21 protein-coding genes are annotated in these 23,728 nt (G+C 70.0%); 9 read left to right on the forward strand and 12 right to left on the reverse strand.

Annotated features, from left to right (window positions below; all coding sequences use genetic code 11):
* Positions 1-22 precede the first annotated feature (22 nt).
* The 3 genes from ACWEOE_RS05055 to ACWEOE_RS05065 all read right to left on the reverse strand — a co-directional run bounded on the left by ACWEOE_RS05055 (position 23) and on the right by ACWEOE_RS05065 (position 3,110).
* Positions 23-1,339 carry a citrate synthase gene (locus tag ACWEOE_RS05055; protein WP_326566498.1) on the reverse strand — a complete coding sequence of 439 codons (1,317 nt, stop codon included), beginning with the start codon at positions 1,337-1,339 and terminating at the stop codon, positions 23-25.
* A 191-nt stretch (positions 1,340-1,530) separates the two neighbouring features.
* Positions 1,531-2,472 (reverse strand): carbohydrate kinase family protein, encoded by a 942-nt coding sequence (locus tag ACWEOE_RS05060; protein ID WP_452004115.1) that lies wholly within the window; start codon positions 2,470-2,472, stop codon positions 1,531-1,533.
* A 41-nt stretch (positions 2,473-2,513) separates the two neighbouring features.
* Positions 2,514-3,110, reverse strand: a complete 597-nt coding sequence (locus ACWEOE_RS05065) for a TetR/AcrR family transcriptional regulator (protein WP_452004118.1) — start codon at positions 3,108-3,110, stop codon at positions 2,514-2,516.
* Between the two features lie 129 nt (positions 3,111-3,239).
* Here ACWEOE_RS05065 and ACWEOE_RS05070 point away from each other — a divergent pair, with 129 nt between their 5' ends.
* Both ACWEOE_RS05070 and ACWEOE_RS05075 read left to right on the forward strand, forming a co-directional pair.
* Positions 3,240-4,385: an acyl-CoA dehydrogenase family protein gene (locus ACWEOE_RS05070; protein ID WP_452004120.1), complete on the forward strand. Its 1,146-nt coding sequence runs from the start codon at positions 3,240-3,242 to the stop codon at positions 4,383-4,385.
* Positions 4,386-4,447: 62 nt separating this feature from the next.
* The gene (locus tag ACWEOE_RS05075) at positions 4,448-4,819 is read left to right on the forward strand and encodes a Uma2 family endonuclease (RefSeq protein ID WP_452004579.1); all 372 of its coding nucleotides are present in this window, start codon (positions 4,448-4,450) and stop codon (positions 4,817-4,819) included.
* Between the two features lie 30 nt (positions 4,820-4,849).
* On the opposite strand, the gene ACWEOE_RS05080 is transcribed toward ACWEOE_RS05075, so the two are convergent.
* From ACWEOE_RS05080 to ACWEOE_RS05110, 7 genes are all read right to left on the reverse strand, one after another.
* The gene (locus ACWEOE_RS05080; protein WP_452004122.1) at positions 4,850-6,070 is read right to left on the reverse strand and encodes an amidohydrolase; all 1,221 of its coding nucleotides are present in this window, start codon (positions 6,068-6,070) and stop codon (positions 4,850-4,852) included.
* Between the two features lie 103 nt (positions 6,071-6,173).
* Entirely contained in the window at positions 6,174-7,079 is a 906-nt protein-coding gene (locus ACWEOE_RS05085; RefSeq protein ID WP_452004124.1) for an aldose 1-epimerase family protein, read from the reverse strand.
* A 30-nt stretch (positions 7,080-7,109) separates the two neighbouring features.
* Entirely contained in the window at positions 7,110-8,465 is a 1,356-nt protein-coding gene (locus tag ACWEOE_RS05090) for an APC family permease (RefSeq protein WP_452004127.1), read from the reverse strand.
* Positions 8,466-8,503: 38 nt separating this feature from the next.
* The gene (locus tag ACWEOE_RS05095; RefSeq protein WP_452004130.1) at positions 8,504-9,040 is read right to left on the reverse strand and encodes a hypothetical protein; all 537 of its coding nucleotides are present in this window, start codon (positions 9,038-9,040) and stop codon (positions 8,504-8,506) included.
* Positions 9,041-9,064: 24 nt separating this feature from the next.
* A complete protein-coding gene (locus ACWEOE_RS05100; protein WP_452004581.1) occupies positions 9,065-10,396 on the reverse strand; it encodes an MFS transporter in 1,332 nt (443 codons plus the stop codon).
* Positions 10,397-11,070: 674 nt separating this feature from the next.
* Entirely contained in the window at positions 11,071-11,748 is a 678-nt protein-coding gene (gene pdxH, locus ACWEOE_RS05105) for a pyridoxamine 5'-phosphate oxidase (protein WP_452004132.1), read from the reverse strand.
* A gap of 171 nt (positions 11,749-11,919) precedes the next feature.
* On the reverse strand, positions 11,920-12,537 hold the full coding sequence (locus tag ACWEOE_RS05110) for a TetR/AcrR family transcriptional regulator (protein ID WP_452004134.1): 618 nt from the start codon (positions 12,535-12,537) through the stop codon (positions 11,920-11,922).
* A gap of 1,153 nt (positions 12,538-13,690) precedes the next feature.
* Here ACWEOE_RS05110 and ACWEOE_RS05115 point away from each other — a divergent pair.
* On the forward strand, positions 13,691-14,836 hold the full coding sequence (locus tag ACWEOE_RS05115) for a citrate synthase 2 (protein WP_452004137.1): 1,146 nt from the start codon (positions 13,691-13,693) through the stop codon (positions 14,834-14,836).
* A 42-nt stretch (positions 14,837-14,878) separates the two neighbouring features.
* On the opposite strand, the gene ACWEOE_RS05120 is transcribed toward ACWEOE_RS05115, so the two are convergent.
* A complete protein-coding gene (locus ACWEOE_RS05120) occupies positions 14,879-15,454 on the reverse strand; it encodes a TetR/AcrR family transcriptional regulator (RefSeq protein ID WP_452004584.1) in 576 nt (191 codons plus the stop codon).
* A gap of 14 nt (positions 15,455-15,468) precedes the next feature.
* Complete coding sequence (locus ACWEOE_RS05125) at positions 15,469-17,169, reverse strand: SDR family oxidoreductase (RefSeq protein WP_452004587.1); 1,701 nt, start codon at positions 17,167-17,169, stop codon at positions 15,469-15,471.
* Between the two features lie 240 nt (positions 17,170-17,409).
* Between ACWEOE_RS05125 and ACWEOE_RS05130 the strand changes: the two genes are divergently transcribed.
* The 6 genes from ACWEOE_RS05130 to serC all read left to right on the forward strand — a co-directional run bounded on the left by ACWEOE_RS05130 (position 17,410) and on the right by serC (position 23,472).
* A complete protein-coding gene (locus ACWEOE_RS05130; RefSeq protein WP_452004140.1) occupies positions 17,410-18,249 on the forward strand; it encodes an ABC transporter ATP-binding protein in 840 nt (279 codons plus the stop codon).
* Complete coding sequence (locus ACWEOE_RS05135; RefSeq protein ID WP_452004142.1) at positions 18,246-19,070, forward strand: ABC transporter permease; 825 nt, start codon at positions 18,246-18,248, stop codon at positions 19,068-19,070. The genes ACWEOE_RS05130 and ACWEOE_RS05135 overlap by 4 nt, the downstream gene beginning before the upstream one ends.
* A complete protein-coding gene (locus tag ACWEOE_RS05140) occupies positions 19,067-20,239 on the forward strand; it encodes a sensor histidine kinase (RefSeq protein ID WP_452004145.1) in 1,173 nt (390 codons plus the stop codon). Before ACWEOE_RS05135 ends, ACWEOE_RS05140 begins: the two co-directional genes overlap by 4 nt.
* The gene (locus ACWEOE_RS05145) at positions 20,236-20,859 is read left to right on the forward strand and encodes a response regulator (RefSeq protein WP_452004148.1); all 624 of its coding nucleotides are present in this window, start codon (positions 20,236-20,238) and stop codon (positions 20,857-20,859) included. The genes ACWEOE_RS05140 and ACWEOE_RS05145 overlap by 4 nt, the downstream gene beginning before the upstream one ends.
* 24 nt (positions 20,860-20,883) lie before the next feature.
* Complete coding sequence (locus ACWEOE_RS05150) at positions 20,884-22,230, forward strand: serine hydrolase domain-containing protein (protein ID WP_452004151.1); 1,347 nt, start codon at positions 20,884-20,886, stop codon at positions 22,228-22,230.
* A gap of 114 nt (positions 22,231-22,344) precedes the next feature.
* The gene (serC, locus tag ACWEOE_RS05155) at positions 22,345-23,472 is read left to right on the forward strand and encodes a phosphoserine transaminase (RefSeq protein ID WP_452004153.1); all 1,128 of its coding nucleotides are present in this window, start codon (positions 22,345-22,347) and stop codon (positions 23,470-23,472) included.
* The last annotated feature ends 256 nt before the right edge of the window (positions 23,473-23,728 follow it).

The following is a 23,728-nucleotide window of genomic DNA, read 5'->3' on the forward strand; positions in this document are numbered from 1 at the left end:
CGGGGGAGTTCGGAACGGGGACTCAGCGCTCCGAAATACCCTTGTAGTCACGCGACGCGTGGCCGGTGTAGATCTGGCGCGGGCGCCCGATCTTCGTCTGCGGGTCGTTGATCATCTCGCGCCAGTGGGCGATCCAGCCGGGGAGCCGGCCGAGCGCGAACAGCACCGTGAAGAACTTCGTCGGGAACCCGAGCGCCCGGTAGATGAGACCGGTGTAGAAGTCCACGTTCGGGTACAGCTTGCGCTCGACGAAGTAGTCGTCGGAAAGCGCGGTCTCCTCGAGCTTCTTGGCGATGTCGAGCAGCTGGTCGCCACCCGCGATCTTGCCGAGGATCTCGTCGGCGGTGTTCTTGATGATCTTCGCGCGCGGGTCGTAGTTCTTGTAGACCCGGTGCCCGAAGCCCATGAGCTTGACACCCTGCTCCTTGTTCTTCACGCGGTTCACGAACGAAGCGACGTCGCCGCCCTCGTCGCGAATGCCCTCGAGCATGTCGAGAACGGCCGCGTTGGCACCACCGTGGAGAGGGCCGAACAGCGCGTTGATGCCCGCCGAGATGCTGGCGAACAGGTTCGCCTCCGACGAGCCGACCAGGCGCACGGTCGACGTGGAGCAGTTCTGCTCGTGGTCGGCGTGCAGGATGAACAGCAGGTCGAGCGCCTTCGCGACGGCCGGGTCGACCTCATACGGTTCCGCCGGGAAACCGAAGGTCATGCGCAGGAAGTTCTCCACCAGGCCCAGCGAGTTGTCCGGGTAGAGCAGCGGCTGGCCCACGGACTTCTTGTACGCGTAGGCGGCCAGGGTCGGCACCTTCGCGAGCAGGCGGATGGTGGACAGCTCCACGTTGGGCTCGTCGAACGGGTTCAGCGAGTCCTGGTAGAAGGTCGACAGCGCCGAGACCGCGCTCGAGAGCACGGGCATCGGGTGCGCGTCACGCGGGAAGCCCGAGAAGAAGGCCTTCAGGTCTTCGTGCAGCAGGGTGTGCCGCTGGATCTTCTCGGTGAAGTCGGCGAGCTGGGCCTCGGTGGGCAGCTCTCCGTAGATGAGGAGGTAGGAAACCTCGATGAAGTTGGACTTCTCGGCAAGCTGCTCGATCGGGTAGCCGCGGTAGCGCAGGATGCCCGCATCGCCGTCGATGTAGGTGATGGCCGACGACGCGGCACCGGTGTTCACGAAACCGGGGTCGTACGTGATGTACCCCGTCTGCGCGAGCAGCTTCCCCAGCTCGATCCCGGGTGCACCCTCGACCGGGTGGACAACCTTGAATTCGTGCTCGCCACTCGGCAGGCGCAGCGTCGCGGTTTCGCCGCCGGACTGCCCCGCATTCGTCGCGTCGGACATGCAGGTCCCTCTCACGTTGGCACGGGCCGGCGGCGCCTGTACGTTTCACAGGTAGCCACGTGTTCACGCGAGGAAACACGCGCCTCGCTGCACACCGCCCCGCTGGGGTATGAATTCCCCCCTACGCTAGTCGAAATAAGGGTGTGCGCGCAGCCGCTGCGTTGCCCTCAAGGGCCCCTTTGGGACCAGGTTCACACGGTGGAAGCCATTTCCCGCGCCGTCGGCGGCTCCGCACCGCTGCGGGAAACAGTGATCGAGGCCGCTTTCGCGGCGTAGCCCAGCGCCTCTCGCCACGCCCCGGCGTCCAGTGCGGCCAGGTCACGGACCTCGCGGGTGTGCAACCACGCCAGCAGCGCACCCTGGACGGTGTCGCCCGCTCCGATCGTGTCGACCACCGGCACGCGCCGCGAAGGCACGTGGGCCAGCTCACCTGCGGCGGTGATCACGGAGAGCCCCTCGGCGCCGCGAGTCAGGACAACCGCGTCCACACCGGACTCGACCCACGTCTTCGCGGCTGCCACCGGGTCCGCGCCTTCGGTGAGCCACGCGGCGTCGTCGTCGGAGATCTTCAGCAACCGGACATCCGGCAGCCACGACGCGAACCGCGCGCGGTACCCGGCCGGGTCGGCGATGAGCGCCTCGCGGATGTTCGGGTCGAGTGCCGTGAGCGTGCCGCGCGCGGCCTCGCGGCGCAGCATCGCTTCGTACGCGCTGGCGCCGGGCTCGAGCACCAGGCCGAGCGTGCCGAGGGAGAGCGCGGTGACGTCGTCGGGCAGCGTGCCGGGGTCGGTCACGAGCCGGTCGGCGGTGCCCTCGACGTAGAAGGTGTAGCGGGCGGCACCCGTTTGGTCCAGTGCCACCACGGCGAGGGTGGTCGGCTCGTCGCCGCGCTGCAGCAGCGAGGTGTCGACGCCGGATTCCACGAGCCGGTCGACGAGCGCGACACCGAAGCGGTCGGTGGACACGCGCGACAGGAACGACGCGGGCACGCCGAGCCGCGCGGCGGCCAGCGCGACGTTGTACGGCCCGCCACCGAGCCGGGGCAGCAGGGCGCGGAGCCCACTGTCTACAGTGGAGTCCAACGGTTCACCCGGAACGAGGTCGACCAGCGCCTCTCCACCCACGACGATCACGAGCGCGAGTGTAGAGGAGGGTCCGGTGACAAATCCTGTCCTCAGTCCTTGTTCAGCCCGCCGAGCAGGAGCTCGCCGAGCGCGGTGAACGCCTCGGCGTCGGACACGTCCGTGCGCCGGCCGAGCACACCGGTCTGGATACCCTCCACGATCAGGCCCGTCATCTCGGCGACGAGGCGGGCGTGCACGTCGCGGAACACGCCGTCGGCCACGCCCTTGTCGATGAACGCGCGGATGCGGCGGGCGGCGGCGCGGCTGTTGAGCTGGTAGGTGTCGCGGGCCGGCTCGAACTGCGCGATGTCGGTCATGAACGCGGGCGACGCGCGGTTCAGGTGCTCCGAGACGCCGGCGAGGTACTCGCCGATGAGCTTGCGCGCGTCGTCGATGCCCTCGATCCGCGTCTCGATGCGCCGGGCGGCGCCGCGGAAGAAGTGGGCGACGACCTTCACCGCGAGCTGCTCCTTGCTGGGCGCGAGCGCGTACAGGGTCGACTTGGAGCAGCGCAGGCGGGCGGCCAGGTCGTCGAGCGTGAAACCGGCGAACCCTTCGGCGAGGAACAGCGTCTCGAGCTCGGCGAGCAACGCCTGCTGCCGGGCCGTCGGGCGACGGCGGGGTTCGGGATCGGTCTGTGCACTCATCGGGGGGGGCCACCAGCTTTCCTGATCACGTCACTATCCCCTACGAACCGGGGACAGCCCCGCCCTCCGTACGGTACTCTCAAACGGCCCCCAGTACTGTTTTCAGTACTACTGCCACTGGAGGAGCTCATGCCGGCGGACCGTTTGCTGCCCACCACCGAGGCCGAGGACCTGCTCGGGCTGGTGCGCGAGATCGCGCGCGACGAGTTGAAGCCGCGCGCCTGCGCGGCCGAGGAAGCCGAGGAGTTCCCGCGCGACGCGTTCACGCTGCTCGGCAAGTCGGGCCTGCTGGGCCTGCCGTACGCCGAGCGCTGGGGCGGCGCCGACCTGCCGTACGAGGTGTACCTGCAGGCGCTGGAGGAAATCGCGGCCGCGTGGATGACGGTGGGCGTGGGGCTGTCGGTGCACACGATGTCCTGCTACGCCCTGGCCCACCACGGCACGGACGAGCAGCGGGAGAAGTGGCTGCCGGACATGCTGGGCGGCTCGCTGCTGGGCGCGTACGCGCTGTCGGAGACGCAGGCGGGCTCCGACGCGGCCGCTTTGTCGACCCGCGCCCGCCGCGATGGCGACGACTACGTGATCAACGGCACCAAGGCCTGGATCACCCACGCCGGCGTCGCCGACTTCTACACCACCATGGTCCGCACGAGCGACGACGGCGGCCACGGGATCTCGTGCCTGCTGGTCGACTCGTCGACGCCCGGTCTTTCGGCCGCTCCTCGCGAACGCAAGATGGGCCTCACGGGCTCGCCGACGGCCCAGATGATCTTCGACAACGCTGCCGTGCCCGCCGACCGGCTGATCGGCAACGAGGGTGCCGGCCTGAAAATCGCTCTGTCGTCCCTGAGCTCCGGCCGCCTGGGCATCGCTGCGTGCGCGGTCGGCCTGGCGCAGGCGGCGCTCGACGAGGCCGTGGCCTACGCGAAGGGCCGCACCCAGTTCGGCAAGCCCATCATCGAGTTCCAAGGCCTGGAGTTCCTGCTCGCCGACATGGCCGCCGCGGTGGAGTCCGCGCGCGCGACCTACCTCGACGCCGCCCGCCGCCGCGACCGCGGCCTCGACTTCCAGCGCCAGTCGTCCATCGCGAAACTCGTCGCCACCGACGGCGCGATGCAGGTGACCACCGACGCCGTCCAGGTCCTCGGCGGCGCGGGCTACACGCGCGACTTCCCGGTGGAGCGGTACATGCGCGAGGCGAAGGTGCCCCAGATCTTCGAGGGGACGAACCAGATCCAGCGGATGGTGATCGCTCGGGCGTTGAAGGCTTCCTGACAATCACACAGGGCAACCTTCTGCGCCGATATGGTCACCGAAAGTCAGTTCGTAACCGTGCGATCGGTGACGTGAGGAGACGCTGTGACAGCCCTTCCCGGACCGACGCAGGGTCGGACCTGTTGATCACCTACCGCGACGCCAACAGCAGGGTCGACGCTGAGAAAGCAATGTTCCGCGCGAACGAGGTGCTCGTCGTCGTCGAGATCGTGTCGCCCGGCTCGAAGCGCACTGACTACGTGACCAAGCACGACGAGTATGCGGACGCAGGCATCCCGTTCTCCTGGATCGTCGACCTCGGCGACCCGGTTTCGCTCGTCGCCTGCCACCAAGCCGGCGAGCTCGGTTATCAGGACGCGCCGGCCGTCACCGGTGTTTTCGCCACCACCGAACCGTTCCCGGCGAAGATCGAGCTCACCGCGCTCACCGCTTGAGGCACCGAAGGCGCCCCAAGCGGTGGTGCGTCAGCGAGCTTCGCGGTACCGGCGGTCCGCCGCAACGCCCTCGCCGGTCGACTCGTCGTAGTGGTAGACCTCGCGGCCCCGCACGAACACCCGCAGCGCGCGGTTCATCACGTCCAGCGGGTCGCCCGACCAGAGCACCACGTCGGCGTCGCGGCCGGCGGACAGGGTGCCGATGCGGTCGTCGAGGCCGAGCATCTCGGCGGGGTGCACGGTGAGGGCGCGCAGGGCCGTTTCGGGGTCCAGGCCGTCCTTCACGGCGAGAGCCGCCTGGTAGACGAGGAAGTTGATCGGCACCACGGGGTGGTCGGTGGTGATCGCGATCTTCACGCCGGCGCGGGCGAGGATGCCGGCGGAGCGCAGGGACCGGTTGCGCAGCTCGACCTTGGACTTCGTGGTGAACAGCGGGCCCAGGATCACGGGCACGCCGCGCTCGGCGAGCAGGTCGGCGATGAGGTGGCCCTCGGTGCCGTGGTTGATCACGAGCTTGTAGCCGAACTCGTCGGCCAGGCGCAGGGCCGTGACGATGTCGTCGGCGCGGTGCACGTGCTGGTCCCAGTACAGCTCGCCGTCGAGGACCTTCGCCAGCGTCTCGTTGGTCAGCTCGACCTCGAACGGCTTGCCTTCGGAAGCCGCGTGCTCCCGCTTGGCCTGGTAGTTGCGGGCCTTCGTGAAGGCCTCGCGCAGGATCGCGGCCACGCCCAGGCGCGTCGACGGCGTCTGCTTCTTGTCGCCGTACACGCGCTTCGGGTTCTCGCCCAGCGCGCTCTTCACGCTCACCTGCTCGGCGAACACCATGTCCAGGATGCTGCGGCCCCACGTCTTCACGCCGATGGTCTGGCCGCCGATCGGGTTGCCCGACCCCGGCTTGATCACCACGCTCGTGACACCGCCCGACAGCGCGTCGTCGAAGCCCGGCTCGTACGGGTCGATGCCGTCGACCGCGCGGAAGCGCGCGCCGTTGGGGTCGGTCATCTCGTTGGTGTCGTTGCCGGCCCAGCCTTCGCCGTCTTCGTGAACGCCGAGGTGCGCGTGCGCGTCGATGAAGCCGGGCAGCACCCAGCTGCCGGACGCGTCGACGAGCTCGGCGTCCTCCGGCACCTCCACGTCGGCGGCCGCGCCGACCTGGACGATCTTGCCGTCTTCGATGAGCACGGTGCCGTCCTCGATGGGAGCCGCACCGACGGGGACGACGTAGCCCCCCACAATCGCCTTAGATGCCATAGTTTGACACGCTAACGAATTGCCGCGGGCGCGCGACCGCGGGGCTTTTCGAGGTGAATGAGCAGGTAGTCCCCTTCCGGGCTGCCGGTCAGCGGCTCCGGCGTCACAGCACGCGGATGCCCCAGCTGCCCGACCACGACGTGGCGGGCTCCAGCTCGATCAGGTCGGTGCCGGTGTTCAGCGCGCCGGCCGGGCAGGTCATGGGCTCGAGCGCGACGGCGCGGCCGCGGCCGGTGAGGTCGTCCGGGGTGAAGACCTGCACCCAGCGGAAGTCGGGACCGGTCCAGACCACGAGGTGCTGGTCCTCGTGCGAGAGGACGTGGTGGTGCGTGCCGTCGTCGGCGAGGCTCAGCGAGCCGAACGCGGTGTCGAGGTCGACGCCGGCGAGCACGCGGCCGCCGCGGAAGTCGTACTCGGTGCCCTCGACGTCCTGCTCCTCGGCGTAGGGCATCTGCTGGTCGCCCAGGTACGGGCGCACGCGCGAGGCCGGCAGGGTCAGCGTGAGGTCGTCGGTGGCGACGTCACCGATGCGGAAGTACGGGTGGGTGCCCACGCCGACGCCGATGGCCCGGTCACCCTCGTTGCGGATCTCGTGGGTGATGGTGAGCTCGCGGGGCTGCAGGTCGTAGGTGATGGTGGCGCGCAGCGGCACCGGCCAGCCCGGCTGCACCTCGACGTCGACCGCGAGGGTGATCGACGATTCGGCGTGCTCCAGCAGCTCCCACTCCTTGTGGCGGGTGAGGCCGTGGATCGCGTTGCCGCGCGCGGCTTCGGTGATCTCGAGCTGCTGCTTCTCGCCCTGGAACTCCCACTGGCCGCCCTTGGTGCGGTTCGGCCACGGGAGCAGCACCTGGCCGAGGCCCTTCGGCGGCTTCTCGTCGGCCGCGAACTCCTCGACGTAGGGCACTCCGCCGACCTCGAACGCACGCAGGCCGGCACCGATCTCGGTGACGATGGCGCGCGCGTTGCCGCGGGTGATCTCGAACTGCTCTCCGGTGGGGTTGGCCATGCCGCAGACATTACCGGCGGTCGGTGCCTGTCACGGACGGGCGGCGGGCTCACGCCGGTCGAGGCCGCGCTTCACCAGCCAGTTCACGAACCACAACACCACCCCGACGCCGAGCAGGATCGCCGCCACCCGGTAGTCACTCGCGGGCCGGCCGGACAGCGGGCTCACCAGGTACAGGCAGAAGATCGCCGCCAGCACCGGGATCACCGTGGGCGCGCGGAAGTGCCGGTGCGCCACCTTGTCCTTGCGCAGCACCAGCAGCGCGATGTTGACGATGGCGAACACCACCAGCAGCAGCAACGCCGTCGTCCCACCGAGAGCCGAGATGTCCACAAAGGACACCAACCCGATCGCGATCAGGCTGGTGAAGATGATCGACACCCACGGCGTGCGGCGGGTCGGGTGCACCCGCCCGAACACGGACGGCAGCACGCGTTCGTTGGCCAGCCCGTAAAGCAGCCGGCTGGCCATCAGCATGTTGATGAGCGCCGAGTTGATCACGGCGAACAGCCCGATCGCCGAGAAGATCTCGCGCGGGAAGCCGGGGGCGCCGATGTCGAGGACCGTGAGCAGGGCGTCGCTCTTGGCGGCGGCGAGGTCGCCGGCCGGGACGAGCAGGGAGGACGTGATGGAGACCAGCACGTAGATCGTCGCGGCGACGACCATGCCCCAGAGCATGGCCTTCGGGAAGATGCGCACCGGGTCGTGGCACTCCTCGGCCATGTTCACCGAGTCCTCGAAGCCCACCATCGCGAAGAACGCCAGCGAGGTCGCCGACGTGATGGCCACCAGCCACGTCTTGTCGGCCGTGTTGATCTCGACCAGGCGCGACGGTTCGCCGTCGCCGTTGAGCACGGCCCACACGCCGACACCGATGATGATCAGCAGACCGGACAGTTCGATGCAGGTGAGGACCACGTTGGCCTTCACCGATTCGCCGACGCCGCGGAAGTTGATCAGCGCCAGCACGATCACGAACGCGATGCCCACGAGCACCATCGGCAGCTTCACGAACGCCGCCAGGTACGTCGCCCCGAACGCCACCGCGGCCGACGACGCCGAGGTGATCCCGGAGCACATCACCGCGAACGCGACCATGAACGTCAGGAACGGCACCCCGAACGCCTTGTTCGTGTACAGCGCCGCACCCGCGGCCCGCGGGTACTTGCCGACCAGTTCCAGGTAGCTGAACGCGGTCATGAACGCGACCACGAACGCCAGCAGGAACGGCAGCCACAACGCCCCGCCCACGCGCCCGGCGACCTGGCCGGTCAACGCGTAGACACCAGTCCCGATGATGTCGCCGATCACGAAGAACAACAGCAGCTTCGGCCCCATCACCCGCCGAAGACCGGTCCCCGGCGCGCCCGCCCTCACGTCCGTCATGGGCGATTAGTGTGCCTTGTCCGGCTCGCCGGCGAAAGTCAGACGGCGGTGATCGCCGTTTTGACCAGCGGGATCATCATCTGCTGCGTCATCTTCACCGGACCGGTGTAGTTCACCAGTACGGGCACGCCCTTGACGATCTTGGCCGCGGCGAGCGTCGCGGTTTTCTGCTCGCCGACGTAGTACACGGCGCCCGAGGGGAAGCCCGGCACGTCGACGGCGCCCGGCTCGGCCTTCTTGATGGCCGCGACCATCGCGGCCGGGTCGGCCTGGCGGCCTTCGTAGCGGGTCACGGCGAGCGCGCCGGCCGGCTTGTCGCCGACGAGGTACTCGCAGCTCGTGGCCTTGCCGCCACTGCCGGCGCTCTCCTGGCTCGGCCCGGCTTTCGACGTGACGCCGGGAATCTTGATCGCGTTGCCGACCTCGCTCGCCGACAGCAGCGAGCACGTCGAGCCCGGAGGCGGCGGCTTCTGCGGCGACGACGGTTTCGGCGGTGCGGCTTGCTGCTCCCCCGAGGAGCAGGCGGTGAGCGCGGCGGCGGTGAGCAGCAGGGCGGCAACCGGGTTAACACGCATGCCCGGCATCGTAGGCCGTTTGGCCTAATCCTCCGCGACCGGTGCGGCGCCCTTCACCACGACCTGCGCGTCTTCCCGCTCCGGCTCGGCTTTGCCCACCGGCGCGCGGTAGCGCCAGAACGCCGGCAGCAGCGCCATCGACGCCAGCACCAGCACGATCACGAGCACCCCACCGCCCGTCGACGCGGCCTCGGTGCCCCACAGGGCGCCGGCCCAGCCGTGCGTGAGGTCGGCCAGCCGCGGCCCACCCGCGACGACCACCGTGAACACGCCTTGCAGGCGGCCGCGCATCTCGTCGGTGGTGGCGGTCTGCAGGATGGCCTGCCGGTAGACGGAGCTCACCATGTCGGCGCCACCGGCCAGCGCCATGAAGATCACCGCGAGCCACAGCGAGTGCGCCAGCCCGAACGCCGCGATCGCCGCCCCCCACAGGCAGATCGACACGACCACGGCCACACCCTGGCGCGACACGCGGTGCAGCCAGCCGGAGAACAGCCCGATCACCATCGCGCCCGCAGGGAGCGCCGCGTACAGCAGCCCCAGCGCCGGCCCGCCACCCGGCGGGTCGCCGAACGTCCGCTCGGCCATCTCCGGGATCAACGCGCGCGGCATGCCCGCCACCATCGCGATGATGTCCACGACGAACGACGCCAGCAGCACCTTCTGCGTCGCCAGGTACCGGAACCCGTCGGCCACAGCCCCCACCCCGGCCCGCCGCGCCGCCCCGCCCAACGGCGGAATCGACGGCAACCGCCACACGGCGATGAGCGTGATCATCAGCGCACACACGTCGACGAGGTACAGCGTCGACAGCCCGATCACCGGGATCAGCGCCCCACCGAACAACGGCCCGAACACCGCCCCGAACGTCGACATCGTCGTGTTCAGCGCATTCGCCGACGGCAGCAGCTCCGGTGGCACCAGCCGCGCGACCACGGCCCCGCGCGTCGGCATGTTGATCGCGAAGAACGCCTGGTTGGCCGCCAGCAGCACCAGCACGAGGGTCACGGAGTGGAAGTCCGCGAAGGCCTGCAACCACAACAGCGCGGACGAGACCGCCACCCCGACGTTCGTGACCAGCAGCAACTTCCGCCGGTCCACGGCGTCGGCAATCGCCCCGCCCCACAACCCGAACACGAGCAGCGGCACCAGCGCGACCGCCCCGGTCAACCCCACGTACCCGGACGACCCGGTCAGGTCGAACACCTGCTTCGGCACCGCCACAGCCGTCAACTGCGACCCGACCGCCGTCACAGCGGTCGACATCCACAGCCGCCGAAACGCCGGAATCTTCAACGGCCGCGTATCCACCACGATGCGCCCAAGAACCTTGCGCACCCCCGCACGCGGCGGCACCGTCCCCGGATCAGAAGTCACGACACGTCATCTTAGCTGCGCTAACTAACTCAACGTGAGTGATTTTGATCGCCGCTGCCACCCTCCGCCCGCGTTCTTCACCGAGGTGCCCGCTTTTGGTTGTGGACTGGGCCGCGAGGGTGAGGGAGGTCGCCGGCTGGGCCACGGGTGGTCAGGGGCTTGGTTGACCGCTGCCGAGCGGTGCGGGAAGTCGCCGGCGGTGCTGGGCGGCGGGAGCGATCGGGACCCGGCCGCGGGCGGTGGCCGCAGAGTGCCGGGCTGGGCGTGGCGGCGCGAAGCCGACTCCCTCACCACCCAACCCACCGCCACCCAACCCACCGCCACCCGCCGGCCAACCCCCACCACGACCCACCGGCCAACCCCGACCAAACCCCACCACGAACCGCCAGCCGACAACCCACCCCGAGTTACACCCAGCCCCTCCCCCGCACCTCGATCCCCGCCTCCTTCACGATTTTGGCCCTGTGTCAAGGCGTCTTTCCAGCCTTGACACAGGGCCAAAATCGTAGAAACGATCAAAAATCGGGGTGCTCACTCACCTCAACTTCGGGGTGCTCACTCCCCCTCAAAACCCACCACCCACCGCACACGCCCCCACAAACAACTCACGAACACCCACAGCCAAAGCCGCGAACAGACGAGCCAACAAACCCTCAGGGCGCCAACCTCTCCACCTTCCACCCATCATCCGTCCGCCGAAACCTCAACCGATCATGCATCCGATCCTCCCGCCCCTGCCAAAACTCGACAAAGTCAGGCCGAATCCTCCACCCACCCCAATGCGGCGGCGCCGGAATACTCTCCACATCCCCGAACCGCCGCTCAATCCCCCTCAACGCGTTGTCCAGCGCCCTCCGACCATCGACAATCCGAGACTGCGGCGAAGCCCAAGCCCCCAACTGCGACCCCCGCGGCCGCGACTCCCAATAAGCAGCCGTCTCCGCCGGCGCCACCTTCTCCACCTCACCCCGCACCGTCACCTGGCGCTGCAGCGAGTACCACGGAAAAGTCGCCGACGCGTACCGCGTGGCCGTGAGGTCATGGCTCTTCGCCGACGTGTAGTTGGTGTAGAACACCACCCCGCGCTCGTCCAGCCCCTTGCACAACACCGTCCGCGAAGACGGATGCCCCTGCGGATCAGCGGTGGCGAGCACCATCGCATTGGCCTCGGGCACACCTTCGGAGATCGCCTGGCTCAGCCAGTTCTGCAGCTGCTCGGTCCACGTGGGCGCGAGCGCCGCCTCGTCGAACGGGGCTCCGTCGTACGCCACCCGCATCCCGGGCAGCCGGACTACCGCTTCGGCGGCCACCTCGTCGGTCTCCGGCATCATGGGCCCCAACCTCCGTACCCCTGGTGAGGGTGTCGACTCATCGGTATCCGCCGACGGTATTGGGTCCCCAGCTGCGGCGAAACCCACCGAACGGTGACTCCTGACACCCTCGCCGGCCCAGGGGGTGTAACCCGTGGTTCACCCGGCGGACCCGGATCGATCAAGCAGCCGTCAGGGGCGGGTGATGGCCGCCAGCATCAGCGCGCGCAGCTCGGCGCCCACGTCGGCCACGGGCAACGGCGGCTCGTGCGCCTGCCACTCGCGCAGCAGGCCCGTGGCGGCGCCGACGAGCGCGATCGCGGTGAGGCGGTAGTCGCGGTCGGGGGCGGCGCCGGCCTCGGCCGCGCGGCGGGCCTCCGTCTCGATGAACGTGGCCCAGCGGTCCACCCACACCTGGTGCTGCTCCTCGAGCTCCGGGCTCACGCCCACGGCCTCGACGTAGTTCAGCCGCGGCATCCGCGGGTCGATGGTCACGGTCGCGACGAAGACGTCGAGCAGCTTCGCGATGCGGGTCATCGCGTCGGCGTCCTTGACCTGCTCGAGCGCCGCCGACACGTGCGTGAGCGCGAGCGAGTTGATGCGGTCGTGCAAGGTCCGCAGCACTTCTTCCTTGCTGCCGAACTCCTCGTAGAAGTTCCGGGTCGACACCCCGGCACGAGTACACAACTGGGTGATCTTCGCCTGCCGGAAGCCCGTCGTGGTGAACAGCTCGAGCGCGGCCGTCAGCAGCCGCTCCCTGCGTTCGGCGCGTCTCTGCTCCGGCGGGACGCCACCGTAGGTACGGGCCACCGGCCCTCCTTCCCGCCGCGCGCCACCCGGAGGCGGCACCGGCGTCCATCTTGTGAAAATCACAATTACCGATCGAACGGACGCGGGATCCTTCGAAAATTGATTCCGGTAATCGCGGTGGCCACTGTCGTCACGTTCCCGCAGGCCTGTTCACTCAAGCCATCTCGAAACCCGGCCCACGCGTGCGGTCCGGCGGCGTGGTCCACTCCGTCGAACTGCGGCGATCACGGTATCGACCAGCGGAACAGCGGTTCACGCAGGGCCCACCACAAGCGATCACCGACTGCTAAGTCGTTGCCACGCCTGGGAATCGTCCCTGCACCTCGCGCTTGAACACCGTTCTGCCGGGCCGCTCACGGCGGTACACGCCGCCGCATTGTCCGGCGTACGCGAAACAGCGCGGACCTCGCCGCGTGCTCGGTACCGCCATGGGCTGGCAGGGCTTCCCCTCGCTGGAACACCGCGCTGGCGCTCCCGGTCGACGTGCACTGGCTGGGCACGAAGTTCTAGCAGCCCCAGCGGTTCAAGGCAAGATCCGCCGGCACCGCCACGGCGTCGTCCGCGCGGCCCGGTACCAGGACTCCACGAGTGTGGAAACGGGAATTTTCCCGAGCGTGCCGCGCGGCCGGCGGGACCACCGGCAGACCACTTCGATGTCCACAGTAGACCGACCGCCGCCCCGTCATCGCGACCGCCGATGGCGAGTCGAACAATTCCGCGTGACGCTCGATGTGCGGCATTTTCAGAATTCGCGGGCCGATTCGGCACACAATCCCTCGTCCGCCGGTTTGCTCGCGGCGGATCCCCGCTCGGCGCCCGGCCGGAACTGCCGGCGGGTCCGGCCGGGCGCCGCCCGCGCGGCAGACGGGCCCGCCGCGCCGCCCGGTTCGGCCACGCGGGGTTCACCCGCCAGCCACCCGGCGTCTTCGAGCGCGGTCACTGCGCGTCGCCGAAGAACTTGCCGTCAGACGCCCCCTTCAACTGAATCGTTCTCGGAATCGTGACCGAAACCACCACATCTTTCATTGCTCAGGGCGCCCGCGAGGAGCAAGGTTTGTCCAACCGTGCGATGAGGCGCGCCGAGGTTGCGTGTATCCCGTCAGCGCGAGTGGTCGGACAAAGCCGGGGAAATGCGCATCGAAAGGTTCGCGAAGTGACTACCTCCACCATCAACCACACGAACTCAGACCAGGCCGACGACGGCTTCAAGCCGGGCCTCGAAGGCGTGGTGGCGTTCCGCACCGAAATCGCCGAGCCCGACCGCGACGGCGGTGCGCTGCGCTACCGCGGCGTCGACATCGAGGACCTCGCCGGCAAGGTGAGCTTCGGGGACGTGTGGGGCCTGCTCGTCGACGGTCGCTTCGGCACCGGACTCCCGCCCGCCGAGCCGTTCCCGCTTCCGGTGCACACGGGCGACGTGCGCGTCGACGTCCAGGCGGCCCTCGCGATGCTGGCCCCGATCTGGGGTTTCCAGCCGCTGCTCGACATCACCGACGAGCAGGCCCGCGACCAGCTCGCGCGCGCTTCGGTGATGGCGCTGTCGTACGTCGCCCAGTCGGCTCGCGGCATCTCGCAGCCGGCTGTGCCGGAGTCGAGGGTCGACGAGGCCACCTCCATCACCGAGCGCTTCATGATCCGCTGGCGCGGCGAGCCGGACCCGGCCCACGTGAAGGCGCTCGACGCCTACTGGGTCTCCGCCGCCGAGCACGGCCTCAACGCGTCGACCTTCACCGCGCGCGTGATCGCGTCGACGGGTGCCGACGTGGCCGCGGCGCTCTCGGGCGCGGTCGGCGCGATGTCGGGCCCGCTGCACGGTGGCGCACCGGCGCGCGTGCTGCCGATGATCGAAGAGGTCGAGCGAACCGGTGACGCCACCGGCCTGGTCAAGGGCATCCTCGACCGCAAGGAACGCCTGATGGGCTTCGGCCACCGCGTGTACCGCGCGGAGGACCCGCGCGCCCGCGTGCTGCGCCGCACCTGCCAGGAGCTCGGCGCCGAGCGCTACGAGGTCGCGGCGGCGCTGGAGCAGGCCGCGCTGTCCGAGCTGCGCGAGCGCCGCCCGGATCACCCGATCGAGACCAACGTGGAGTTCTGGGCCGCCGTGATCCTGGACTTCGCGAAGGTGCCGCCGGCCATGATGCCGTCGATGTTCTCCTCCGCCCGCACCGCGGGCTGGGCGGCGCACATCGTCGAGCAGAAGAAGACCGGCCGGCTCGTGCGGCCGTCGGCGAAGTACGTGGGCCCGGGACCGCGCAAGCCGGAGGACATCGAGGGCTGGGAAACCGTCACCAAGCACTGACCGCCGTGTGCCGAGGGTCGCTTCTGGACGGCCCTCGGCACGTCAGGCCGGGTCGTGCGTGGCGGTCGTGGCGAGCATGGCCGTGAGCTGGTCGACGAGCCAGCCGTCGAGGATTTCGCGGGGCACATCGCGCTCCTGCAGCCACGACAGCAGCGCGCCCTCGACGACGGCCGTCCAGCAGCGCAGCGTGAGCAGCACCAGCGGCGACGGTTCGGCGAGCCCGAGCGCGTCGAGGATCAGCTCGACGGAGCGGTTGCGGACCTCGTCGATGGCCGCGTCGGTCTCCGACGTCGCGATCACGGAACCGCTGCGCAGCAAGGCGACGTAGCCCGCGCGGTAGTGATCGGCCACGTCGATGAGCCCGCGCACGGCCGCGCGCAGCCGGTCTTCCGGCGGGCCCTTTTCCAGGCGCGTGAGCCCGTCGACGAGCCCGTCGGTCACCGTGCGCAGCGCCTGCACCTGAAGCTCGCGCAAGCTGGCGAAGTAGCGGTAGAACAGCGGCCGCGACACTTCGGCGCGGGCGACGATGTCGTCCACCGTCACCAGCTCCGGCGCGCGGCTGCCGAACAGGTCCAGCGCCGCGGCGATCAGGTCGTCGCGCCGGGCCTGCGGGGTCATCCGGCGCGGGCGGCTCACGGCGTGACGTCCAGCTTCGCCGCCGCACGCAGCAGGCCGGGCGTCCACCGGGACAACGCCAGCGCGACCTTCGCTTCCGGAGTGGACGGCTGGATCGCGCGGTCGCGCTCGACGGCCCGCAGGATGTCGCGCGCCACCTTCTCCGGGCCGAAACCACGCCGGGCGTAGAGCTTCGTCGACGCCTTCTGCCGCCGCGCTTGTTCGTCCGGCGCCACACCGACGAACCGCGTGGTGCTGGTGATGTTCGTGTTCACCAGGCCCGGGCAGATCGCCGTGACGCCGATGCCGTCGCCCGCCAGCTCCGCGCGCAGGCCCACGCTCAGCGCGAGCACGGCGGCCTTCGTCGTGCCGTACGCCGTGAGCACCTTCGACGGCAGGTACGCGGCGGCCGACGCGAGGTTCACGATCTGGCCGCCCTCAGCGCGCTCGACCATCATCGGCGCGAACGCGCGGCACCCGTGGATCACACCCCACAGGTTCACGTCCACGACCTTCTCCCAGTCGGCCAGCGACGTGTCCAGGAACGGCCCGGACATCCCGATCCCGGCGTTGTTCACCACGATGTCGGGCACACCGAACTCCGATCGCACCCACTCGGCGAACCGCGCCACCGCGTCGCCGTCGGCAGCGTCCACTGTGTACTCACCGGCTGCGACACCCTTGTCCCGCACCAGCTTCGCCGTCTCCCGCGCCGCGACCTCGGCCAGGTCGGTCACCACCACGTCGGCGCCCTCGTCGGCGAACGCCAGCGCGGTCGCGCGCCCGATGCCGCTGCCGGCCCCGGTCACGACCACGAGCCGGTTCGGGAACCGGCCGCGCACGTTGCCGACCCGGGCGCGCTTGAGCGCCCGGCTCTCCTCGCCGCCTTCGACGTGGTCGATCAGCTCGGCGGTCGCTGCGGCGATGACGTCCGGCTTGCCGCGGGCGATCCAGTGCGAGCCGGTGAGCCGCCGCACGCGCAGATCGGGCACCCAGCGCGAGATCTCCGTCTGCAGGGGTGTGGTCACGAACGCGTCTCCGGTCGGCGCAAGCACCTGCACCGGCACGTCGGCCGAGCGCGGCGCGGGCCGCGAAAGGCGGGTGAACATGTTGGCGCGGTAGAGCTTCAGGCCGTGCACGGCGTCGGAGATCGAGACGTCACCCTCGTCCGGCTCCAGCCGGCGGATCATCGCCGGCACGATTCCGGAGCGCCAGCCCAGCTCGGGCACGAGCGGCAGCTGGAACAGCAGGATGTAGTACGAGTGCAGGAACTGCCGCAGCGCGCGGGGCAAGCCGGCCGGGCGGCGCAGCTGCGCCCGGAACCACGCGCCGGCGTGGTCGAGGCTCGGGCCGGAGATCGACGTGTACGACGCGATCCGGCCGCGCAGCTCGTCGCCGGTGACCGCGTGCCAGGTCTGGATCGAGCCCCAGTCGTGGGCGAGCAGGTGGACCTTGCCGGTCGGCTGCACGGCGTCGATCACGGCCGCGAGGTCGGCGGCCAGCTGGTCGAGGCGGTACGCGCTGCGTTTGCGCGGCTTGTCCGACTCACCCGCGCCGCGCACGTCGTAGACCACGACGCGGTGGCGGCGGCCGAGCTCGGCGGCCACGCCGTCCCACATCGAGCCGTTGTCCGGGTAGCCGTGCACGAGCACGACGGTGGGGCCGTCTTCGGCGCCGCTGACACGGACCGAGAGGCGGACACCGTCACTGGCGGTCACCTGCTTGTGAGACATTCTGTCATGTTAGACAACTTGTCAACAGTGGCCGGACTACGCGGTTCACCTCGGCGGCGGTTGCCCGCTGCCGGGCGTTCGTGCTGGAGGCGTTTTTCGGGCCCCGGAACGGTGTTTTCGCTGGTTCCACGGGAAACACCGGCCCGGTGTCCACCGTTCGATGGACACCGGGATTCCACTGGCCGGACGTCCCGCGACGACGGTGCGTGGCCGCACGATTGAGCCATGACCACAGCAGTGAGGGCGCGCGGATTGCGCAAGGAGTACCCGGGCCACGTCGCCGTGGCCGGACTCGACCTCGACATCCACCACGGCGAGGTGTTCGCGCTTCTGGGGCCCAACGGCGCGGGCAAGACCACCACCGTCGAGATCCTCGAAGGACACCGGCAGCGCACGACCGGCGAAGCCGCCGTGCTCGGCGAAGACCCCGGCAAGGCCGGCCGTGCGTGGCGCGCCCGGCTCGGCATCGTGCTGCAGACGGCGACCGACGCGGCCGAGCTCACCGTCGCGGAGACCGTGCGCCATTTCGCGAAGCACTACCCCAACCCGCGAGACACCGACGAAGTGATCGACCTCGTCGGGCTCACCGAGAAGGCCGGCGCCCGCGTGAAGTCGCTTTCCGGCGGGCAACGCCGCCGCGTCGACGTGGCGCTCGGCATCATCGGCCGACCTGAGCTGCTCTTCCTCGACGAGCCCACCACGGGCTTCGACCCCGAGGCGCGGCGGCAGTTCTGGGGCCTGATCGAAGGCCTCGCCGGGGACGGCACCACGATCCTGCTCACCTCGCACTACCTCGACGAGATCGAGGCGCTGGCCGACCGGCTCGTGGTGATCGCGAACGGCACGGTGGTCGCGGAAGGGACTCCGGAGACGCTCGGGGGCCGCGGCCAGGCCGAGGCGATCGTGCGCTGGAGCGACGAAACCGGGGAGCACGAGGAACGCACCGCGTACCCGACGAAACTCGTCACGCAGGTGTCCGGCGGGACGAGGGAACTCGCCGGCCTCACCGTGACGCGCCCCAGCCTGGAGGACATCTACCTTGAACTGATCGGGGAGAAATCGTGACCACCGCCGTCCACACACCCGCCCTCCCGGGCACCTTCGCCCTCGGCGCCGCGCGAGGAAGCTTCGAGCTGCGGCAGTTCTTCCGCAACAAGGAGCAGGTGGTCTTCACCTTCTCCTTGCCCGCGGTGCTGATGATCCTGCTCGGGTCCATTCTGGACGGTCCGACCGGGCAGGTCGGTGTCTCGTCCGGGCAGCTGCTCGCCGCGAGCATGATCGGCGCCGGCATCGTGTCGACGTCGTTCAACAGCGTCGGCATCGGGATCGCCGCCGACCGCGAGGTGGGTGCGCTCAAGCGCCTGCGGGGTACGCCGATGCCGGCCGCGTCGTACTTCATCGGCAAGATGATCATGGTGCTCGTGACGAGCGTCGCGCAGACGGTGATCATGTCCGCGGTCGCGATGCTGCTGTTCGGGCTGAAGCTGCCGGCTGACGGCGAGAAGTGGGCCACGCTGGTGTGGGCGATGCTGCTCGGCGTGATCTCCTCCACACTGCTCGGCATCTCGATCAGCTCGCTCACCCGCACGGCCAACGGCACGGTCGCCGTGGTGCAGCTCGTTTACCTGGTGCTGCAGTTCATCTCGGGTGTGTTCGTCACCCCGATCACGCACCTGCCGAAGATCATGGTCGACATCGCGTCCTTCTTCCCGCTGAAATGGATCTGCCAGGGTTTCCGGTCGGTCTTCCTGCCGGAGGCGGCCGCGAGTCAGGAGATGGCGGGGTCATGGGAACTTCCGATGGTGGCACTGGTGCTCGGCGCCTGGTGCGTGGCTGGGCTCGTGCTCGCGCGGCTCACGTTCCGGTGGACGAACGAAGCGAAGTGACCGCCCCGGACGACGCGTGGGAGCGCTCGTTCTGGGTCTGGGAGGTGCTGTTCGCGGTCGTCTACCTGGCGACCGCTCTCCTGGTGCTGTTCGACGACGTCTCGACGGCGGAAAAGGTGGTCGCGCAGACGGCGCTCGCCGCGCTGCTGCTCGGCTACTTCGCGGCCGGGCGCCGGATCGTGCGCACCGACGACAACCCCGGTCCCCGCAACGCCGCGACGAGCGTGCTCGTGGTGCTCGTGGCGACGGCGATCTTCGCCGACACCACGGCCTCGTTCATCCTGTTCATGGCCTGCCCCATGCTGTTCATGCTGCAGGAGATCCGGCCGGGCATCGTGCTCACGACGGTGCTGATCGTGCTGGACCCGGTGGCCGCCGTCGTGCGCGGCGGGTGGGAGAACCCGAGCCTGCCGATCCTGCTGCCGATGACCGCCATCCTCGTGGTGTTCAGCGTGCTGGCGGGCAAGTTCACCACCGACGTCATCAAGCAGAGCGCCGCGCGCGCCGAGCTCATCCGGCAACTGGAGGACAGCCAGGCCGAGGTCTCGCGTCTCTCGCGCGAGGCCGGCACGGCGGCCGAGCGCGAGCGCCTGGCCCGCGAGATCCACGACACGCTCGCGCAGGGGTTCACCAGCATCGTCACGCTCACGCAGGCCATCGAGTCCGAACTGGACACCGACCCGGCCGCCGCGCGGCGCCACCTCGCCCTGGCCTCGACCACCGCGCGCGAGAACCTGGCCGAGGCCAGGGCGATGGTCGCGGCGCTCGCGCCCTCGGACCTCGCGGCGGGCACGCTCACCGATGCCGTGCGCCGCGCGGCCGAGCGCCTCGCCGACGAGGCCGGCCTGCGCGTGGAGTACGAAGTGGACGATCAGCTGCCACCGCTGGCCACGGCCACCGAGGTCGTGCTGCTGCGGGGTGCACAGGAAGCGCTGGCCAACGTCCGCAAGCACGCCGGCGCGGAGTCGGTATTGGTGCGGCTGTCCGCTGTGGACGGAACGGTACGGTTGCGCGTGCACGACGACGGCTGCGGCTTCTCCCCCGACGCGCCCACCGAGGGCTTCGGCCTGCGCGGGATGCGGTCACGCGTGGAGCAGGTGGGCGGCCGGCTGAGCCTGCGCGGCGGCGCGGCCGGCGGTACGGAACTCGAGCTGGAGGTGCCCGCGTGATCACGATCATGCTGGTCGACGACCACCCCGTGGTGCGCGAGGGCCTGCGCGGCATGCTCGAGGCCGAGGCCGACCTGACCGTGGTCGGCGAAGCGGGTTCGGGCCACGAGGCCATCGCGCTCGACCGCGTGAAGCAGCCCGACGTGGTGCTGATGGACCTGCGCATGCCGGGCCTCGACGGCGTCGGCGCGATCCGCGGCATCCTCAAGGAGACACCGGCGCGGCGGATCGTCGTGCTCACCACGTACGAGACCGACGCCGACATCCTGCGGGCCGTGGAAGCGGGGGCGGCCGGGTACTTGCTCAAGGACGCGTCCCGCGCGGAGCTGGCGGGTGCGATCCGGGCGGCGGCGCGCGGCGAGACCGTGCTGGCGCCTTCGGTGGCGGGCAAGCTCGTGAACCGCGTGCGCAACCCCGAACCGGTGTCGCCGCTGTCGGCACGCGAGGTCGAGGTGCTGCGGCTGGTCGCGAAGGGACTGACGAACGCCGAAATCGGGCGCTCGCTGCACATCGGCGAGGCGACGGTGAAAACGCACCTGCTGCGGGTGTTCGGGAAGCTCGGCGTGTCGGACCGCACGGCGGCCGTGACCACGGCGCTGGACCGGCAGCTGCTCGGCTGAGCCGCGCGGGGCAGAATGGCGCGCATGCTCGCTTCGACCGAACTCGCCCTGTACCGCCGGCTCGCGCGGGAGCAGGCGTCCTCCCGCACGCCGTCCCTCGTCGCCGCCGTGGTGCGCGACGGGGACCTCGTGTGGTCCGGCGCGCGCGGCCGCGTCGGCGCCACGCGCCCTGACGACGACACGCAGTACCGCCTCGGCTCGATCACCAAGACGATGATCGCCACGGCCGTGCTGCGCCTGCGCGACGAAGGCCGGCTCGAGCTCACCGACCCGATCGAGAAGCACCTGCCCGGCACCGCGTTCGCCACGGCGACGGTGGCGCAGCTGCTCTCGCACACCTCCGGCCTCACGTCGGAGTCGCCGGGTCAGTGGTGGGAGCGCACGCCGGGCGCCGACTGGGCCGCGCTCGTGGCGAGCCTCGACAAGGACGCGACGAAACTGCGGCCGGGCTTCAAGTTCCACTACTCCAACGTCGGCTTCGGCGTGCTGGGCGAGCTCGTGGCGCGCCTGCGCGGGAAGCCGTGGTTCGACGTCGTGCGCGAGGAGATCCTCACGCCGCTGGGCATGACCCGCACGACGCCGCACCCCGAGGGGGCGCACGCCGAGGGCTTCGCCGTGCACCCGTTCGCCGACGTCCTGCTGCCCGAACCCTCGCCCGATGCCGGCGCCATGGCCCCGGCCGGACAGCTGTGGTCCACGGTCAAGGACCTGGGCCGCTGGACCTCGTTCCTCGGCGGCCACACCGGCGGTGTGCTGAGCGAGGACACGGTGGCCGAGATGCGCACCATGAACACCGTCGACGACACCGAGGTCTGGACCACGGGCTTCGGCCTCGGTCTCATGGTGGTGCGCTACGAGGGCCGCCACCTCGCCGGCCACACCGGCTCCATGCCCGGCTTCCTCGCCGCGTCCCTCGTGGACCCCGTCACCGGTACCGGCGCGCTGTGCCTCACCAACGCCACCGCGGGCGTCGGCATCACGCAGCTGGCCCTCGACCTGCTCACCACGACCGACAACCTCGAGCCCACCCTGCCCGACGAGTGGGAACCGTCCACTGTGGATCCCGCCCTGCTCGCCCTCACCGGGCTCTGGCACTGGGGCCCCACGCCGTACCACCTGCGCGTGCTGGGCTCCGAAATGCTGTCCCTCGACCCGGTCAGCGGCGCCGGCCGCGCGTCGCGCTTCCGCCCGACCGGCCCGGACACCTACGTCGGCCTCGACGGCTACTACACCGGCGAGACCCTCACGATCGGCCGGGACGCGTCGGGTACCGCCACCCACCTGGACCTGGCGACGTTCATCTTCACCCGCACCCCCTACGACCCGGCCGCGCCGGTGCCGGGCGGGGTCGACGAAGGCGGCTGGCGCTGAAACCGGGTCCGCGTGTCCCGTTCGCCCGGTAGGGGCCAGGAGTGTCGGGTCCCACATACCGGACTCCTCCCCACCGCATTGAGCAGGCCCATCCCGACCTGAGAGACTGCCCACATGACCGACGCAGCGCAGTTGAGCATCCCCGAAGACCTCAAGCCTGCCGATGGGCGCTTCGGTTGCGGACCGTCCAAGGTCCGTGACGAGCAGCTCGCGAAGCTGGCGGAGTCCGGCCGCACCTACCTCGGCACGTCGCACCGCCAGAAGCCGGTGAAGTCGCTGGTCGGGCGAGTGCGCGCGGGGCTGTCCGAACTGTTCTCCCTGCCGGAGGGCTACGAGGTCATCCTCGGCAACGGTGGCACCACGGCGTTCTGGGACGCCGCCGCGTTCGGGCTCGTGCGGGAGCGCGCGCAGCACTTCACCTACGGCGAGTTCTCCTCGAAGTTCGCGAGCGTCACGAACAAGGCGCCGTTCCTGGCCGACTCCATCATCGTGAAGGCCGAGCCGGGCAGCGCGCCCGACATCGCCTACGAAACCGGTGCCGACCTCGTCGGCTGGGCGCACAACGAGACCTCCACCGGGGTCGCCGTGCCGGTCCGCCGCCCCGAGGGCAGCGGCGACGCGCTGGTGGCGATCGACGCGACGTCCGGTGCCGGCGGCCTGCCCGTCAAGGCCGAGGACTTCGACGTCTACTACTTCGCGCCGCAGAAGTCCTTCGCGTCCGACGGTGGCCTGTGGATCGCGCTCGCCTCGCCCAAGGCGGTCGAGCGCATCGACGAGCTCGGCGGCGGCGACCGCTGGATCCCCGAGTTCCTGTCGCTCACCACGGCGCTGGACAACTCGCGCAAGGACCAGACGTACAACACCCCGGCCGTGGCCACGCTCTTCCTGCTGGCCGACCAGATCGAGTGGATGAACGGCCAGGGTGGGCTCGCCTGGACGACCGCGCGCACCAAGGACTCGTCGACCCGCCTGTACGAGTGGGCCGAGAAGACCTCGTACACCACGCCGTTCGTGAAGGACGCGGATCTGCGTTCGCAGGTCGTCGGCACCATCGACTTCTCCGACGAGGTCGACGCCGCCGCCGTGGCCAAGATCCTGCGCGCCAACGGCATCGTCGACACCGAGCCGTACCGCAAGCTGGGCCGCAACCAGCTGCGGGTCGGCCTGTTCCCGGCCATCGACCCCGACGACATCACGAAGCTCACGCAGAGCATCGAGTACGTCGTCGAGCGGCTCGGCTGACGAAAGCGGCTGACGAAAAGCGGCTGACGAACGCGGTCGACCGACAGCGGCCGAGCAAGCCACCCGCGAAGGGCCCTTCCGCATCAGGAGGGGCCCTTCGCTGCTTGGGAGAGCGGGCGCGGAACACCACTCATTCGTGACGGAAAGTGTTCGGCGTGTCACGCGATCTGCCGGTCGGTTGGACCGAGAGGATGGCGGAGACCGTCGAGCAATCGGGTGACGGATCGGTGTTGCCTCGGCGCGCCTCGCGCGTCAA

The organism is Amycolatopsis sp. NPDC004368, from assembly GCF_053602515.1.

Excerpts from the sequence above, each read along its gene's own strand:
- pdxH (WP_452004132.1), bottom strand. The coding sequence starts at position 11,748 with ATGATGCCGGAGACCGACGAGGTGGCCGCCGAAGCGGTAGTCCGGCTG.
- ACWEOE_RS05095 (WP_452004130.1), bottom strand. The coding sequence starts at position 9,040 with ATGCGTGTTAACCCGGTTGCCGCCCTGCTGCTCACCGCCGCCGCGCTC.
- ACWEOE_RS05085 (WP_452004124.1), bottom strand. The coding sequence starts at position 7,079 with ATGGCCAACCCCACCGGAGAGCAGTTCGAGATCACCCGCGGCAACGCG.
- ACWEOE_RS05120 (WP_452004584.1), bottom strand. The coding sequence starts at position 15,454 with ATGACCCCGCAGGCCCGGCGCGACGACCTGATCGCCGCGGCGCTGGAC.
- ACWEOE_RS05055 (WP_326566498.1), bottom strand. The coding sequence starts at position 1,339 with ATGTCCGACGCGACGAATGCGGGGCAGTCCGGCGGCGAAACCGCGACG.
- ACWEOE_RS05070 (WP_452004120.1), top strand. The coding sequence starts at position 3,240 with ATGCCGGCGGACCGTTTGCTGCCCACCACCGAGGCCGAGGACCTGCTC.
- ACWEOE_RS05065 (WP_452004118.1), bottom strand. The coding sequence starts at position 3,110 with ATGAGTGCACAGACCGATCCCGAACCCCGCCGTCGCCCGACGGCCCGG.
- ACWEOE_RS05090 (WP_452004127.1), bottom strand. The coding sequence starts at position 8,465 with ATGACGGACGTGAGGGCGGGCGCGCCGGGGACCGGTCTTCGGCGGGTG.
- ACWEOE_RS05080 (WP_452004122.1), bottom strand. The coding sequence starts at position 6,070 with ATGGCATCTAAGGCGATTGTGGGGGGCTACGTCGTCCCCGTCGGTGCG.
- serC (WP_452004153.1), top strand. The coding sequence starts at position 22,345 with ATGACCGACGCAGCGCAGTTGAGCATCCCCGAAGACCTCAAGCCTGCC.
- ACWEOE_RS05130 (WP_452004140.1), top strand. The coding sequence starts at position 17,410 with ATGACCACAGCAGTGAGGGCGCGCGGATTGCGCAAGGAGTACCCGGGC.
- ACWEOE_RS05150 (WP_452004151.1), top strand. The coding sequence starts at position 20,884 with ATGCTCGCTTCGACCGAACTCGCCCTGTACCGCCGGCTCGCGCGGGAG.